This is a genomic window from Synechococcus sp. R55.8 (genome assembly GCF_047461895.1).
GTDB lineage: Bacteria > Cyanobacteriota > Cyanobacteriia > Thermostichales > Thermostichaceae > Thermostichus.
On sequence record NZ_JANSIB010000040.1, the window covers coordinates 1 to 14596 of the forward strand.

Sequence of the window (14596 nt, forward strand, 5' to 3'; positions counted from 1 at the left end):
TCCCGGCACTGACCCTACGGGTACAGTGCGGGGCTCCTGCGCTAGTAAGCTGAAGCGCGCCTTAGGGAGAGGGCTAATGGCTGTTGAGAACAACTCCGCTTGAGCTTCCAGCGTCTTTGCTGCCAGGCCAGTGGAGAAAGGGAAGAATGGTAGCCTAATAAAGGGTAGGGTTGAGGCCATGCAAGAATTTCGTCCCGCTAACGCGATCAGAAACCTTCGCTTCATACTCCTGGGCTTGTGGATCTTGAGCCTGCTCGTTCTCCTCATCCAAAACTGGGGATCCCCGGCAAGGGTTGTGGTGGGTGGGCAATCGGGATCCCCGCTTCCTCTATCGTTGGTGCTATTGGCCTCTTATGGGGCAGGGATGGGGCTGGGATTTTTGTATGTAGGCTCCTGGCGATTGCACGACCGGGTGTTCCAGCGACAGGCAATCCGTAAGTTAACTCAGTTGAGCGACCGAGTTCGCTTTTTGGAAGCCCAGCTGATTCCCCCCGACCACTATTTGCCCCAAGATCTGCCGGAGTACGAGCCGGATCCCCAAGCAGGCCGCTATTCCTATTCCAATATCCCGCCGGAACGCATTCGCGATCCCGCTCCTGAGGACGACGATGCGGCAGCAGCTCCCAACTGGCGGATTGTCCAGCGGCCCTACGCCGACGAGGAGGAGGAAGGATGGGATTCCTAAACTGGTGGAAATCGTCTGCCGCTCCTGCGTCTGAGCCCGACCCCCGCCCTGAACCGCGGGGACAGAACAACTATCTGCTCATCGTTCTAGACAGTTGCCGCTTCGACAGCCTGCTGGCGGCCAACCCCAAGCACTTGCTGAAGTTGGGCCCTCTGGAAAAGCGCTGGAGCTACGCTTCCTGGACGGCCCCTGCCCATTACAACCTGCTCATGGGCCTGCTGCCCCACACCAGCCCCATCCACGTTTTTGCGTCCGAGCACTACAAGCAAGATTATCTGCGCTACAACGAGCGGCTCGGCACCCGGCAACCCATTGAGTTCAAGCATCTGCTGCCTCATCTCTATTTGCCGACGCTGCTGAAGCATCAACTGGGCTACACCACCCACGCCATGGTCTCCATGCCGGTGCTCAACCCCAGCACGCTGCTGAATCGGGATTTCGATTCCTACCGCCTCATGCCCCAGCACAACGATATGGCGGCCATGGTGGAACAGTTGCGCTTCGAGCCGGATCGCCCCAGCTTTTACCTGTTAAACGTGGGCGAAACTCACTATCCCTACGCGCTGCCCGATGAGGATCCCAGCTTGTGGCCCCGCATCTCGGGGGTGAATGGGGTGTTGAAGCGGCTGGATGAAGGAGAAGAGGACGGGATCCCCTTTTTCGATTCGGCCCAGTTGGAAGAGCTACGGCAGCGACAGATCCAGGCGGTGCGCTACCTGGATGGGATCTTTGAACAGCTGTTCGACCTGGTTCCCAAAAACACCTACATCACGGTTACAGCCGATCACGGCGAACTGTTTGGGGAGGGAGGCTACTTCGGCCACGGCCCTATCCACCACGAAAAAGTGCTGGAGGTGCCTTTTATCGAGGGCAAGATTCGCTAGGATGAGGCCCTCACCCCCAGCCCCTCTCCCTGAGGACAAGGGTGGCCATCGATAGCCCAGCAACTGGGCTTTCCAGGATTGAGCCTCTGTTTGCCTGCCGGTTAACGCGATCTCCTGAAGCGCATGGACAGAGCTTCTTCCTTTTTCGGGTGGCTAGATCTGCTGGGTCTCCGGCTTGGGCAGGGTAGGATCCCGGCGGGGTTCGCCGTTGGCGCTACTCGGACGGAGCCCTTGCGGGGATCCTTTTACACCGGAACCCAACCCATCTTCGGCGGCCAGGTCGGCAGAGCGGGCGATCTCGTAAAGGCTTTTCACCACACTGCTGAGGGGAATGGCGACGATCACGCCCAGGATGCCCCCCAGTTGCGCCCCCACCAACAGGGCAATCAAGATCCACACTGGATTTAGCCCGATCAGCTCTCCCATCAGGCGGGGGGCGATGACCCGATCCTTCACCTGCTGCACGATCAGGGAAACCAGCACCACTTTAAGGCTGAGCCAAATGTCCTGAAAGGCCAGCAACACCGCCGCCGCCCCAATGCCAATCACCCCCCCCACCAGGGGGATGACCTCCAGCAGGCCGATCAGCAGGCCAAACAGGAGCCCGAAAGGTACCCGCAAAAACCCAAAAACCGGCACCAGCATCAGGGCCATGATGAACCCCAACACCAACTGGCTGATGAGGAAGTTCTGAAAGCTGAGGGCTAGGGCTTCGCCAATGCGCGGCCCCCAAGGTTTGGGGAAGAGGCTGAGCAACCCCTGCCAGAACTGGCCCCCGTAGAGCAGCATGTAGAGGGCCAACACCAGCACCAGCACCAAGTCGATCACCTGGTTGAACGTACCCAGAAGGAGATCCAGGGATTGGCCGGCAATTTTCTCGGCGCTGGCCTGCAGGCGGTTGAGAAGGGTATTGACCAGCTCCGTCTGGCCAAGGTTGATGTTGCGCTCGGCGGCCCAAAGGCTAATCTGGTCGAGCCAATTTTGTAAGGTGTCCACCCACTCTGGGATCCGCGCCCCCAGCTGCACCACTTGCTTGGCCAAGACCGGCACCACGGCGATCCCCACCAAGACCAGCAGCACCACCGAGAGAGCAAAGACCAGGGTGACCGCCAAACCTCGACTGACCCGATAGCGCCGCAGCACCTGCACCGGGTAGTTGAGCAAAAAGGCCAGCACCGCCGCTGTCAGGATGGTGGTGAGCAAATGCCCAAACAGCCGACCCACCTGTATGGCCAGCCAGCCGCTGATGACGATCAAGATCCAGGTGAGCAGCAACCGCTGCAAGGGTGAGAAGCGATTCATGCCGGAGCCATCCCCAAGGGATCCCAAAGCGCTTAAAAACCCAGGATGCTATACCCACTATCCACGTAGATCACCTGGCCGGTAATGCCGCTGGCCAGGTCGCTGGCCAGAAAAGCCGCCACATTGCCCACCTCTATTTGAGTGACATTGCGCCGTAGGGGAGCTTTCTCCTCCACAGCATGCAGCATGGCATGAAAATCGGAAATGGCCGATGAGGCCAAGGTGCGGATTGGGCCGGCAGAAATGGCGTTCACCCGGATCCCGGCAGGGCCCAGCTCGGCAGCCAGGTAGCGGACACAGGTTTCCAGGCCCGCTTTGGTGACGGCAGCCATGTTGTAGTTGGGCACCACTCGCACTCCTCCCAAGTAGGTCAAGGTGAGGACACTGCTGCCGGATCTCAGTAGGGGCTTGGCAGCCCGGCAGAGGGCAATCAGGGAGTAGGTGCTCACATCCATGGCCAGGGCAAACCCCTCCCGCGAGATATCGCTGAAGTTGCCGCTCAGCTCCTCTTTTTTGACATAGGCCAGGCAGTGAACCAGAATATCGACCTGACCCCATTTTTCGGTTACCCCCTGAAACAGATCGCTGATCTGCTGATCGCTTTGCACGTCGCAGGGGAGGAGAAAATCTGGCTGCAAGGGATCCGTGAGTTGCTGAACTTTGGTTTTGAAGCGATCCCGCTCGTCCGGCAGATAGGTAACCCCTAGGCTGGCCCCCGCTTTGTGCAGTTGCTGAGCAATGCCCCAGGCAATGGAGCGCTCGTTGGCAATGCCGGTTACCAAGGCTTTCTTTCCCGTCAGCTGTAGCATGGCAAAAAAAGTAGGGGTGTATTCCTTTCTATCCTCCCACAGGTGGGAGCTGGGGCTGGGAGAAGGGATCCCAGGCACTCCTGAACTCCCGTTAAAAAGGCCCGGCTTCCACAATGAAAGTCCTTATTGGTTGAAAAGGAATATTGTCTGCTGGATCTCCGCAGCCCTGTTACCCGTGCCGAAATCATCGAGCACCCGTGGTCGTTGGAAGATACCTCCCTCAACCGGGCTGATAGGTGGAAGCAACGTGCAGTTCCTTGAGCTGCTTCGCCTCAACGCTGGAAGGAGCGCCGGTGAGCAAACATCGCGCCTGCTGGGTTTTGGGAAAGGCGATGACATCCCGGATGGAATCTTCCCCGGCCAGCAACATCACCAGCCGATCCAGGCCGTAGGCAATGCCGCCGTGGGGCGGGGTGCCATACTCAAAGGCTTCCAACAAAAAGCCAAACTTGTCCCGCGCCTGTTCGGGGGTGAGGCCAATCGCTTGAAAAACCTGCTCCTGAATTTCCCGCTGGTAAATCCGCAGGGATCCCCCTCCTACTTCCACGCCGTTCCACACCAGGTCATAAGCCTGGGCCCGCGCCGTTTTCAGGTCGGCCAAGTCGTCGGGGTGGGGAGCGGTAAAGGGGTGGTGCAGGGCTTCCAGGCGATTTTCTTCGGCGTTGAACTCAAACATGGGAAAGTCGGTGATCCAGAGGAGATTCAAGGCGTTCTCTGGGATCAAACCCAGCTCCTGGCCCAGGTGCAGCCGCAGCCGGCCCAAAGACTCGTTCACCACTGCCGCCGGCCCTGCCCCAAACAGCAACAGATCCCCTGACTTGGCCTGGGTGAGATCCAGCAACCGCTTCTCCTGCTCGGGGCTCAAGCTCTCTTTCAGGGCGCCGATGGTATCGAGGCTGTCGGGCCGCACCCGGATAAAGGCCAAGCCGCCCGCCCCATACTGGGTGACCAGCTTGAACAGATCCCCGCCTGGTTTGATGCGGGTGTTGGAGATCTTTTCATCGCCGCCGGGCACTGGCAGGATTTTGATCAAACCGCCCTCAGCCAGCACTTTGGCGAAGACTTTGAATCGGGATCCCTGAAACACCTCCGAAACATCCACCAACTCCATCCCAAAGCGGGTGTCAGGCTTGTCGGAGCCGTAGCGGGCCATGGCCTCGGCATAGGTCAGGCGCGGGAAGGGACGGGGCAGGTGGATCCCTTTGACAGTTTTGAAGATATGGCAGATCAGTCGCTCGTTGAGCTCCAGGATCCCTTCTTGATCCATGAAGCTCATCTCCATGTCCAACTGGGTGAACTCCGGCTGCCGATCCGCCCGCAGATCCTCATCCCGAAAGCAGCGGGCGATCTGGTAGTAGCGATCCACGCCAGCCACCATCAGCAGCTGCTTAAAGAGCTGGGGCGACTGCGGCAGGGCAAACCACTCGCCGGGGTTGACGCGGCTGGGCACCAGGTAGTCTCTGGCCCCTTCTGGGGTGGAGCGGGTGAGAATGGGAGTCTCCACCTCGACAAAGCCCTCCTCGTCTTCTAGGAAACGGCGGATGGCCTGGATGACCCGGTGGCGCAGTTGCAGGTTACGGGACATGCGCTCCCGCCGCAAATCCAGGTAGCGATAGCGCAGGCGAATCTCCTCCCGCACTTCCTCCGCTTCTTCTCCCGAGACGCTGAAGGGGAGCTGCTTGCCGACTCGACTGAGCACTTCCAACTGTTCGGCGTAGATCTCGACCTCGCCGGTGGCCAGGCGAGGGTTGAAGGAGTCGGGGGGCCGTTGCTGGACAGTTCCCGTTACCCGCACCACATATTCATTGCGCACTTCCCCCGCCAGTGGATATGACTGCGGAGTTTTCTGCGGATCCGCCACCAGTTGCACAATGCCAGAGCGATCCCGCAAATCCAGAAAGATCACCCCCCCGTGGTCGCGGCGGCGGTCGATCCAGCCGTAGAGGGTGACGGTCTGGCCAATGTGGGCCGGGCGGACTTCGCCACAGTAGAGGGTGCGGGCCGGGCGATGGATGGCAGCAGGCATGGAAGAGGTGAGAGAACAAGGGTCTGAGCCCCTATCATACAAAACTCAGACCTCCTGCCTCGACTCAGCTTCTCAAGAGCAGTCAGGGGATCCGCCCAGGGCTACCACAATCGTGCAGGTGTTGTGGCGCATCATGGCAACGTAAGTTTCGGCGCCGCTGCCTGGCTCCCCCAAAGAGTCCGAGTACAGTTTCTGTTCGGCTACCTTGACCCCGGCTTCGGTGGCCACCGTTTGGAGGAGAGCGGGGTTGAGGGTGGTCTCGGCAAAGACAGCCGGCACCTGTAGAGCGCGGATCTCGGCCACCAACCGGGCCACAGTCTGGGCGCTGGGCTGTTCTTCGGTGCTGATCCCCAGAAGGGATCCCCCCATTTTCAGGCCGTAGGCTTGGGTGTAGTAGGCAAAAGCATCGTGGGTGGTCACCAAAACCCGGTTGGGAGGGGGGATGGTCTGAATTTGCTCCCCAATCCAGGCATGAAGCTCCTCCAGCTCTGCTCGATAGGCAGCAGCATTGGTTTGGAAGAAGGTCGCCTCGCCAGGCACCTGTTCCGCCAGCTCTTGGGCAATGCGCTCCACCATGAGGATGACGTTTTCCACATTGCCCCACACGTGGGGGTCGGGAGTGGGGATCCCATCCTCCTCATTGGTGACGATGGGATCGAGGATCTCGGCCAAGGCAACCCGCCGCGCTCCTTGGACGGTGGCTTCGATGAGACGCATCAACCCCGGCTCCAGGTTGTAGCCATTCCAGAACACCAAGTCTGCCTGCTCTAGGGCCACCCCATCCGCCGGCGTTGGCTCGTAGACATGGGGATCCATTCCCGGCTGCAGCAGGCTGGTGAGCTGGATGCGATCTTGGCCCACCTGCTCTACCCAATCGGCGATCAACGTAGTGGTAGCCACAACGCGGGGACGCGCCCATCCCGAACCGGCCAAGGCCAGAAAACTGCCGTTCCCGTCAGCGAGACAGAGTCCTATTGCCAAGCCGAAGGCTGCTACCCAACGGCGCCGCCCCCAAAGGAAGACAAGACTTTTGATCATCGTTTCATGGTTTAGATGTCCCTTTAGGGTACACTGGACTTACCGAAAATGAAAACAAAATGAAAAAGCAACCTCCTCCTCTCCCTCTTGGTCCGGCCAGGGGATCCCTGGTGGTGCGGGATCTGACGGTGCGTTACGGCAGCCTGCAGGTGCTGCAAGGGATCCAGGCTGAAATCGCGCCGGGGCGCATCACGGGCATCCTTGGGCCCAACGGGGCCGGCAAAAGCACCTTTCTCAAGGGGCTGTTGGGGTTGGTGCCGCTGGAACGGGGGGAAGTGCGCTACGGCGGACAAGCGCTGTGGGGAGAGCAAGTGGCCTATGTACCCCAGCGCTCGGCCATCGACTGGTCGTTTCCCGCCACGGTGTGGGATGTGGTGTTGATGGGGCAGGTGAGAGCTGCTGGCTGGTTTCGCCGCATCGGGAAAAAGGGGCAGCAGCGGGCTGCTCAAGCTCTAGAGCGGGTGGGGATGGGAGCCTATCGGGATCGGCCCATCGGTCGGCTATCGGGGGGGCAGCAGCAGCGGGTGTTCCTGGCGCGGGCCTTGGCGCAAGAAGCGGAGATCTACGCCCTTGACGAACCCTTTGCCGGGATCGACCAGCCCAGCGAAGCTATTTTGTTCCAGGTGTTGCGGGAGCTGGCAGATGCCGGCCACATCGTGATGGTGGTTCACCATGATTTGGGTCAGGCTTTGGCCCGCTTCGACGAAGTGCTCCTGCTGAACCGGGTGTTGATCGCCCAGGGATCCCCGCGGGAGGTGTTGCAGCCAGCGGTGTTGCAGCGGGCCTATGGCCGAGCCCTGCTGCTGGACTCAGCTGCCTAGGGAGAGTTTGAGGTCAACAACGTTATGGAATGGCTCTGGCACAGCCTGGCGGATCCCTTGAGTTTTGCCTTCATGCAGCGGGCTCTGCTGGTGGCGGTGGCCGTCGGCATTCTCTGTGCCGTGGTGGGCAGCTATCTGCTGGTGCAAAGCTTGGCCCTCCTGGGGGATGCCATCAGCCATTCGCTGCTGCCGGGCCTGGCCATTGCCTACATGCTGGGCCTCAACCTGTTTGTGGGAGCCTTTGTGGCCGGTCTCCTCAGCGCCCTCTTAATTCAATGGATCCGCTCCGCCAGCCCCCTCAAGCCGGATGCAGCCATGGGGATCGTCTTTTCGGCCTTTTTTGCCTTGGGGATCCTGTTGATCACTTTGATCCAACGGCGGGCTCGCATCGATCTCAACCACTTCCTCTTCGGCAACCTCCTGGGGGTGAATGCTGTCGATGTGCTGACAGTGGTGGGCATCACCCTTTTGGTGTTGGGGTTAGTGGCCCTCTTCTTCAAGGAATTGACTTTCTACAGCTTCGATCCCCTGGGGGCCAAAGCAGCCGGCCTGCCCACCGAGCGGCTGGGGTGGGGGCTGATGGTGCTCACTTCCCTGACGTTGGTGGCCAGCATGAAGGCAGTGGGCGTGCTCTTAGTGTTGGCCATGCTGATCACGCCAGCGGCAACCGCCTATCTGGTGGTGCCTCGATTGCACCAGGTGATGCTGTTGGGATCCCTATTTGGGGTGAGCGCCAGCCTGCTGGGGATGTACGCCAGCTACTACCTCAATGTGGCCTCCGGCCCGGCCATCGTCCTGGTGGCCTCCGCCTGGTTTAGCCTGGCCTTTCTGGGCAGAGTGTTCTTAGGAACGCGCTAGAAACCAGGGATCGCAGGTCGGGATCCCTGGTTCGAACCTCATCTGAGAGAGGGTAGAAAGCGGTAGGTAGTCAACTCAGAAGCGGGAAGAGCGGCCATCCCGACTGCCGCCTGCACCGGCCTGCCGAGGCAACGCCTTGTTGACCCTCAAATCCCGGCCCATCCAAGTAGCACCGTCCAGCTCGTCGATGGCCTTTTGCTCATCGGCTTCGTTTTCCAGTTCCACAAAGGCAAAACCTCGCTTACGGCCAGTCTCCCGATCCACCGGCAGCTTAATTTGCTTAACGGTGCCGTATTCGGCAAACACAAGCCGCAGATCTTCTTCGCTGGCCTTGAAGGACAAATTACCCACAAAAATGGTCATGGTGTAGCAAACTCCGAACCTTACCCTTTAGCGTTCAGTTCGGAGGCTCACCTGGTTAAACCATTCGCTCAATCCGAACCTCATGCCAACCACATCTTAGTCTTCCCAATGGCATTTGCAAAGCCATCCTTCCAGCTTTTTGTCCGAGAATTGGGAGAAGCTTTTGTAGCAAGATGGAAACTCAGGATCCTAACCTTCATGGGCGATTACTTTGGCCCAAGGGTTGGCGTTTGGGGATGCCAGGAGAGCGAGGATAGAGAGGCGGTGTTGGGGCTACTTTCTCCAGCAGTAGGCAGTGGCGCACCCCACGGCTGCGGGGTGTAGTGAAGGCTTCTACATGGATCAGTTTTCCGCCCAGGAGCTCAAGGGCCTGCTCCAAAGTTTGGGCTTCTGCCTCGGTCCAATGGCCGCGATAGAGGATGGCGCGTCCCCCCACCTTGAGCAGAGGCAGGCAATACTCGGCGCAGGTCTCCGCCGAGGCCAGGGCCCTGGCCAGAGCAATATCATAGCTGCCCCGTTCCTGCGGGTCTTGCCCCCAAATTTCGGCCCGCTGAGCCACTGCCCGCGCTTGGGTGAGGGAGAGCCTTTGCAAGGTGTCCTGTACAAAGGCAATCTTGCGTTGGGTGCTGTCCAGCAGGGTAAAGCGGGTTTGGGGCAGGGCAATTTGGGCCGGGATCCCTGGAAACCCTGCCCCGGTGCCGATGTCGATCCCCCGCCAGGGCTGAGCTTGGATTGCCTCCCAGGATCCCAGCAGGCGTAGGCCCCGCAGCGAATCCCACAGGTGTTTCTCCCAAAAGTCGATGGGATCGGTGATGCGGGTCAGGTTCTGGGCTCGGTTTCCGGCCATCACCAGCGGATAGAGCTGTTGCAGTTGTTGCTGCTGCTGTTCAGAAGGCTGCCAACCCAGCTCCGCCAGCCAGCTTTCCCACAGCGTCTTGAGCTGTGGGGGCTCAGAGGAAGAAGCGTCAGCCTTCTTCATCCCAGGGATCCCAGTTTCAATCCAGCGGGGATGGCTCTGTCGGCCCAGCCTTTCAGCTCTTGGGTCAAGCCCTGCAAAGAACGGTCGGTGCCCAGCAGCTCTTGGTTTAAGCAAACCAACTCCTGCAAATCCAGCTCCTGACAGCTGGCCCAATCTTCCGCCAGCAAGTTAATCGGCTGCGGCTGAGCCTGAAGCAACTGATGAGAGGCCAACTCCAGCTCTACATTCAAAAGCACCTGCTCCAACCGCTCTACCCGCTCCTGCATTTGCGCCAGCAGGGCTGCCAACTGCTGACAGCAATGGTGAACCCGCTGAGCATAGACCTTGAGCGGCAGGGTCAGCGGCAGCAACGACTCAGACAACAGTTGAATCAGGTGCTGGGCCTCCAGTTCTTCCAGTTGCAGGTCTTGCCAAATGGCGTGGTAAAGATGGAGCGAAAGACGACAGGCTTCCAGGCGCTGGTAGCAGGGCTGTAATACAGAACCGCGCAGCTCCTGCAGATAGTCGGCCCACAGTTGCCCAGCCTCTACTACCCAACCTGTCTGGAAAAAACTCCATCCCTGGGCCAACAGCCAACTGATCAACAGGCCCGCCAACAATTGGTTTTTTTGTCGCAACAGGAAAGGCGAAAGGTGCTCTCCCCAAACGGCTAACCCCAGCCAGATCAGGGCAGCCAAAGTCAAATGGGGCAAGCTGATCATCTCGGCCAACAGCTGGGCAGACCAGCGCTGGCGCAGCATCCAGATCACCCCGGCGCCCAAGCTGTACAGCCCTCCCCCCAACAGCGGGATCAACACCAGCCACAGGGGTTGTCCCCTCCACAGGTGCGATAGTGACCCATCTTCGCCCAGCGCATCCCAACTGAGCAAGTACAAAGCCAGCAGAGCCAAAACCACGACCCAGCCCTGCTGTCGCTTGAGACGGCGGGCTAGAAGACGACGGCGGCGGCGCAGATAGGTTTGAAAGGACTCGGCAACAATCGACATAAAAAAATGGCACTGCGGATCCCTACCAATACCCCCACCGGCCTGGAGCGCTCCTTCACGATCATAAGTCTTAACTTTGCTAGGTCATCTGGCTTCTGTATTGCGTTGTTGGCGGGAGTCATGCCCAGCCGGTGGCCAGCTTTTTCAGGGGCTCATCAGGCGGTTTTTCGGCGAGACTCCTCCGAGAAGCGCTGTTTTCTCGGCAAGCCTGACAGAGGCTTTTTAGAGCAGGCAGCCGCGTGCAAGCTCTCCACCCCTGTTACCATGGAAGAGCCCTCAATGTTTCTTTCGTATCCATCGTATCCATAGCCAAGCTAGTCTCTTGGACCGGCTTTTTTATTGTGCACTGTGCCAGGTTTTGTGATCCCTTCTGCATCTCCTCCCAGTTCCGGCCTTTCCCCCCTCGAAGTGCAGCGCCAGATGATCGTCATTCTCGATTTTGGATCCCAGTACTCTGAGCTGATTGCCCGCCGCATCCGCGAAACCCACGTCTATTCGGAAATCCTTTCCTATCGCACCACTGCTGAGCAACTGCGGCAACTGCAACCGCAGGGCATTATCCTCTCCGGGGGCCCCAACTCGGTGTATGAGCCAGCCGCTCCGGTGTGTGACCCCGAGATTTGGAACCTAGGGATCCCGGTTCTGGGGGTGTGCTACGGCATGCAACTCATGGTGCAGCAGTTGGGGGGCAAGGTGGAAGCAGCCCAGAAGGGGGAATATGGCCGTGCCGCTCTGCACATTTTGGATCCCACCGACCTGCTCACCAACCTGCCGGAAAACAGCATCATGTGGATGAGCCACGGGGATTCGGTTACCGAACTGCCGCCGGGCTTTCACACCTTGGCCTCTACCGACAACACCCCCTGTGCCGCCATTGCCGATCCAAGGCGTCGTCTCTACGGGGTGCAATTTCATCCGGAGGTGGCCCACTCAGAGGCTGGCGCCTTTCTCATCCGCAACTTTGTCTATCACATCTGCGGTTGCGAGCCCACCTGGACAACGGCAGCTTTTCTGGAGGAAGCCATTCGAGAGGTACGTGCCCGTGTGGGCAATAAGAAGGTGCTGTTGGCCCTCTCGGGGGGGGTAGACAGCTCTACTTTGGCTTTTCTGCTGCACAAGGCCATCGGCGACCAGCTCACCTGCGTGTTCATCGACCAAGGGTTTATGCGCAAGGAAGAGCCCCAGCGGCTGCTGCGCCTTTTCCAAGAGCAATTTCACATTCCCGTCCACTACGTGGATGGCCAGGAGCGGTTTCTCCGGCAGTTGCAGGGGGTTACCGATCCCGAAGAAAAACGCAAACGAATTGGGGCAGAGTTTATTCGCGTGTTTGAGGAAGAATCCCAGCGGCTGGGTCCTTTTGAGTACTTAGCCCAAGGCACTCTCTACCCAGACGTGATCGAGTCTGCCAATACCCATGTGGATCCGGTTACTGGAGAACGCATTGCCGTCAAGATCAAAAGCCATCACAATGTCGGCGGCCTGCCCGAAAATCTGCGCTTTAAGCTGGTAGAGCCTTTGCGCAAGCTCTTCAAAGACGAGGTGCGGCAACTGGCCCGCTCTTTGGGTCTGCCGGAAGAGATTGTGGGCCGCCATCCTTTTCCGGGGCCGGGGCTGGCCATCCGCATTGTAGGCGAGGTTACCAAAGAACGGCTGGAAACCCTGCGAGAAGCGGACATGATCGTGCGGCAGGAGATCAACCGCTCCGGCTACTATCCCAAACTTTGGCAAGCCTTTGCCGTGCTGCTGCCAGAGGTGCGGTCGGTAGGGGTGATGGGGGATAAGCGCACCTATGCCTGCCCGGTGGTGGTGCGGCTGGTTACCAGCGAAGACGGTATGACCGCCGATTGGGCGCGAGTTCCCTACGACCTCTTGGCCACCATTTCCAACCGCATCGTCAACGAGGTGCCCGGCATCAACCGCGTGGTTTACGACATCACCTCCAAGCCCCCTGGCACCATCGAGTGGGAGTAGGCGGGATCCCTTGCGTCTGGCCTCGATTCCCGGCTGGATCGATGGCTACCTATGGCCAGCTTCCGGCAGGGAATAGGAAGGGCTTGAGCTGAAGGGCTGAGCGGCTTGGACTTCCATTCGGGCCAAAGTCGTAGCGGCATCCGCCAGTTGCAGAGCAAGGTTGGCACGGCTAATCGGATCCCGGGCATTCCAGAGATCCTGTCCCAAACAAAACACCCGATAGCGAAAGGCTTTGATCGAGCGCGATGGGATGACCTTGACAGTCATAGCTACAACCTCTTCTCCACAGAGACGTGAATAGTCAGCAGAACCCGCTCGGGCTCAAGGTAAACAAATGTTACCAAAACAACCTCGTCCTCAGAGGTAATGCTTACCGGGCAGGTGGCTTTCGGGGGTTCCACCCGTTCATGCCGTACCCCCACAGTGTATTCTCCAATTGGCAGGTCATCAAATCCAGCGTCCGCATAGATCAACTCAATGGTTTCTTCTGCAATCAACTGCCCCTCTCGCTCCAGGAAACTGAGAAAAGGGATCCCATCGATAGAGGTGAGCGCGTTGTTGGCCTGATTGCGGATCATCACAAAGATGTCGGACATGGAGAGTGGGCCATCACCTCAGGGCTTCATGATCGAGGCTGCTGGAACATTGCCCGACTGTTTTGAGCCTGGACTGCCGCCAATCCCTGATTCAGCGACCAAACCCTCGACCCCGCGTGGCCGGACGGGCAATACAGGCCTGGAGTTTTTCCCGCAACCGGGCTGTATCGAGCCGCTGACCGATGAGCACCAACTGGTTTTTGGGCTGGCGAGGCCAATCATCGCTGCTGAGGGTATAGCGCCGACCGCTGAGGTGAAAGATATGTCGCTCTGGGCTTTCCTCAAACCACAACACCCCTTTGGCACGAAAGACTGCATCGGGCAACTCGTTGAGAAAATTTTGGAAAGCATCCAAAGAGAAGGGCTGATCGCTCTCAAAGGCTAGGGAGTTAAAGCCGTCGGCCTCGATGTGGCTGGGATGGGAGTGGTGATGGTCAGGGTGCTCGCAGTGGTCATGATCATGCTCATGGTCATGGTGGTCGTGACTGTCGTGAACGTGGGCTTCTTCTTGGGGCAAGGAACTGGCCTGAAACAAATCGGTATCCAAGATTAGCTCCAGGGGAACTGCGCTGTTGACGGTGCGCAAAATGCGGGCATCTTCTTTGATCTCGCGGATGCGTTTTTCCAGACGCTCGATCTCGGCTTCCTCGACCAAATCGATTTTGTTGAGGAGAATCACATCCCCATAGGCAATTTGGCTGTAGGCCACGTTGCTGTTGAACAGATCGGGGGCAAAGTTGGTGGCATCTACCAGGGTGATAATCGAGTCTAGCCGCGTCAGATCTCGCAATTCTGGCCCCAAAAAGGTGAGGGCCACCGGCAAGGGATCCGCCAATCCCGTAGTCTCCACCACCAGGTAGTCGATCTTGTCGGAACGTTCCATCAACCGCAACACGCTTTCGGCGATGTCGTCCCGGATGGTGCAGCAGATGCAGCCGTTGTTCAGCTCCACCAAGTCTTCTTCGCTGGAGACGATCAGTTCCGCATCGATGCTGATCTCGCCGAACTCGTTGACCAGCACCGCTGTGCGCATCCCTTTCTGGTTGTTGAGGATGTGGTTGAGAAGGGTGGTTTTCCCACTGCCCAAAAAACCTGTGATGATGGTGACAGGTAAGCCTCGCTTAGGCACTTCGATGGTTGCGGTCATAGAGTGGCAGCGATCCGATATAGAGGGAACTCTTCCACTTTATCCTCTTGTCCTCATTGCCCTAGCTGTCTGAAGCCGATTAAACCCTTCAGATGCGATCAGTAGAGCCTTTGCGCCTCGGCATTGGCGGC

Annotated in this window: 15 protein-coding genes; 5 read left to right on the forward strand and 10 right to left on the reverse strand. The window is 58.8% G+C overall.

Going from position 1 to position 14596, the window contains the following annotated elements:
• The first annotated feature begins 244 nt into the window (after nucleotides 1–244).
• The gene (locus tag NW829_RS05735) at nucleotides 245–685 is read left to right on the forward strand and encodes a hypothetical protein (RefSeq protein ID WP_238376922.1); all 441 of its coding nucleotides are present in this window, start codon (nucleotides 245–247) and stop codon (nucleotides 683–685) included.
• Nucleotides 673–1569, forward strand: coding sequence for a sulfatase-like hydrolase/transferase (locus NW829_RS05740; RefSeq protein WP_011432786.1), 897 nt, complete (start codon nucleotides 673–675; stop codon nucleotides 1567–1569). The genes NW829_RS05735 and NW829_RS05740 overlap by 13 nt, the downstream gene beginning before the upstream one ends.
• Before the next feature lie 153 nt (nucleotides 1570–1722).
• On the opposite strand, the gene NW829_RS05745 is transcribed toward NW829_RS05740, so the two are convergent.
• The 4 genes from NW829_RS05745 to NW829_RS05760 form a co-directional block, all read right to left on the reverse strand.
• On the reverse strand, nucleotides 1723–2871 hold the full coding sequence (locus tag NW829_RS05745) for an AI-2E family transporter (RefSeq protein ID WP_414341734.1): 1149 nt from the start codon (nucleotides 2869–2871) through the stop codon (nucleotides 1723–1725).
• A gap of 32 nt (nucleotides 2872–2903) precedes the next feature.
• Nucleotides 2904–3680, reverse strand: a complete 777-nt coding sequence (fabI, locus tag NW829_RS05750) for an enoyl-ACP reductase FabI (RefSeq protein WP_011432788.1) — start codon at nucleotides 3678–3680, stop codon at nucleotides 2904–2906.
• Between the two features lie 220 nt (nucleotides 3681–3900).
• Nucleotides 3901–5706 (reverse strand): aspartate--tRNA ligase, encoded by a 1806-nt coding sequence (gene aspS, locus NW829_RS05755; protein WP_414416635.1) that lies wholly within the window; start codon nucleotides 5704–5706, stop codon nucleotides 3901–3903.
• A 72-nt stretch (nucleotides 5707–5778) separates the two neighbouring features.
• Nucleotides 5779–6744 carry a metal ABC transporter solute-binding protein, Zn/Mn family gene (locus tag NW829_RS05760; RefSeq protein WP_414416636.1) on the reverse strand — a complete coding sequence of 322 codons (966 nt, stop codon included), beginning with the start codon at nucleotides 6742–6744 and terminating at the stop codon, nucleotides 5779–5781.
• Between the two features lie 59 nt (nucleotides 6745–6803).
• Between NW829_RS05760 and NW829_RS05765 the strand changes: the two genes are divergently transcribed.
• A complete protein-coding gene (locus tag NW829_RS05765; protein WP_414416637.1) occupies nucleotides 6804–7565 on the forward strand; it encodes a metal ABC transporter ATP-binding protein in 762 nt (253 codons plus the stop codon).
• A 24-nt stretch (nucleotides 7566–7589) separates the two neighbouring features.
• Nucleotides 7590–8423 carry a metal ABC transporter permease gene (locus tag NW829_RS05770; RefSeq protein ID WP_414416638.1) on the forward strand — a complete coding sequence of 278 codons (834 nt, stop codon included), beginning with the start codon at nucleotides 7590–7592 and terminating at the stop codon, nucleotides 8421–8423.
• Between the two features lie 75 nt (nucleotides 8424–8498).
• Here the strand turns inward: NW829_RS05770 and NW829_RS05775 are convergent, their stop codons facing one another.
• From NW829_RS05775 to NW829_RS05785, 3 genes are all read right to left on the reverse strand, one after another.
• Complete coding sequence (locus NW829_RS05775; protein ID WP_414329140.1) at nucleotides 8499–8786, reverse strand: RNA recognition motif domain-containing protein; 288 nt, start codon at nucleotides 8784–8786, stop codon at nucleotides 8499–8501.
• 196 nt (nucleotides 8787–8982) lie between these two features.
• Nucleotides 8983–9765 carry a 16S rRNA (guanine(527)-N(7))-methyltransferase RsmG gene (gene rsmG / locus NW829_RS05780; protein ID WP_414416639.1) on the reverse strand — a complete coding sequence of 261 codons (783 nt, stop codon included), beginning with the start codon at nucleotides 9763–9765 and terminating at the stop codon, nucleotides 8983–8985.
• Nucleotides 9762–10751 (reverse strand): hypothetical protein, encoded by a 990-nt coding sequence (locus NW829_RS05785; RefSeq protein WP_414416640.1) that lies wholly within the window; start codon nucleotides 10749–10751, stop codon nucleotides 9762–9764. The genes rsmG and NW829_RS05785 overlap by 4 nt, the downstream gene beginning before the upstream one ends.
• Nucleotides 10752–11171: 420 nt before the next feature.
• On the opposite strand from NW829_RS05785, the gene guaA reads away from it, so the two are divergent.
• Nucleotides 11172–12722: a glutamine-hydrolyzing GMP synthase gene (guaA, locus tag NW829_RS05790; protein ID WP_414331898.1), complete on the forward strand. Its 1551-nt coding sequence runs from the start codon at nucleotides 11172–11174 to the stop codon at nucleotides 12720–12722.
• A gap of 45 nt (nucleotides 12723–12767) precedes the next feature.
• Here guaA and NW829_RS05795 read toward each other — a convergent pair whose 3' ends face one another.
• The 3 genes from NW829_RS05795 to NW829_RS05805 form a co-directional block, all read right to left on the reverse strand.
• Nucleotides 12768–12989, reverse strand: coding sequence for a hypothetical protein (locus NW829_RS05795; protein WP_011432797.1), 222 nt, complete (start codon nucleotides 12987–12989; stop codon nucleotides 12768–12770).
• A 2-nt stretch (nucleotides 12990–12991) separates the two neighbouring features.
• Nucleotides 12992–13318, reverse strand: coding sequence for a hypothetical protein (locus NW829_RS05800; protein ID WP_414329244.1), 327 nt, complete (start codon nucleotides 13316–13318; stop codon nucleotides 12992–12994).
• A gap of 91 nt (nucleotides 13319–13409) precedes the next feature.
• Nucleotides 13410–14465 (reverse strand): CobW family GTP-binding protein, encoded by a 1056-nt coding sequence (locus tag NW829_RS05805; RefSeq protein ID WP_414416641.1) that lies wholly within the window; start codon nucleotides 14463–14465, stop codon nucleotides 13410–13412.
• Nucleotides 14466–14596 lie beyond the last annotated feature (131 nt).

What these genes read in the sequence shown, in the direction of transcription:
- NW829_RS05800 (WP_414329244.1), bottom strand. Translation starts at nt 13,318, where the DNA reads ATGTCCGACATCTTTGTGATGATCCGCAATCAGGCCAACAACGCGCTC.
- NW829_RS05760 (WP_414416636.1), bottom strand. Translation starts at nt 6,744, where the DNA reads ATGATCAAAAGTCTTGTCTTCCTTTGGGGGCGGCGCCGTTGGGTAGCA.
- aspS (WP_414416635.1), bottom strand. Translation starts at nt 5,706, where the DNA reads ATGCCTGCTGCCATCCATCGCCCGGCCCGCACCCTCTACTGTGGCGAA.
- NW829_RS05775 (WP_414329140.1), bottom strand. Translation starts at nt 8,786, where the DNA reads ATGACCATTTTTGTGGGTAATTTGTCCTTCAAGGCCAGCGAAGAAGAT.
- NW829_RS05745 (WP_414341734.1), bottom strand. Translation starts at nt 2,871, where the DNA reads ATGAATCGCTTCTCACCCTTGCAGCGGTTGCTGCTCACCTGGATCTTG.
- NW829_RS05765 (WP_414416637.1), top strand. Translation starts at nt 6,804, where the DNA reads ATGAAAAAGCAACCTCCTCCTCTCCCTCTTGGTCCGGCCAGGGGATCC.
- NW829_RS05785 (WP_414416640.1), bottom strand. Translation starts at nt 10,751, where the DNA reads ATGTCGATTGTTGCCGAGTCCTTTCAAACCTATCTGCGCCGCCGCCGT.
- fabI (WP_011432788.1), bottom strand. Translation starts at nt 3,680, where the DNA reads ATGCTACAGCTGACGGGAAAGAAAGCCTTGGTAACCGGCATTGCCAAC.
- guaA (WP_414331898.1), top strand. Translation starts at nt 11,172, where the DNA reads ATGATCGTCATTCTCGATTTTGGATCCCAGTACTCTGAGCTGATTGCC.
- rsmG (WP_414416639.1), bottom strand. Translation starts at nt 9,765, where the DNA reads ATGAAGAAGGCTGACGCTTCTTCCTCTGAGCCCCCACAGCTCAAGACG.
- NW829_RS05805 (WP_414416641.1), bottom strand. Translation starts at nt 14,465, where the DNA reads ATGACCGCAACCATCGAAGTGCCTAAGCGAGGCTTACCTGTCACCATC.
- NW829_RS05770 (WP_414416638.1), top strand. Translation starts at nt 7,590, where the DNA reads ATGGAATGGCTCTGGCACAGCCTGGCGGATCCCTTGAGTTTTGCCTTC.
- NW829_RS05795 (WP_011432797.1), bottom strand. Translation starts at nt 12,989, where the DNA reads ATGACTGTCAAGGTCATCCCATCGCGCTCGATCAAAGCCTTTCGCTAT.
- NW829_RS05740 (WP_011432786.1), top strand. Translation starts at nt 673, where the DNA reads ATGGGATTCCTAAACTGGTGGAAATCGTCTGCCGCTCCTGCGTCTGAG.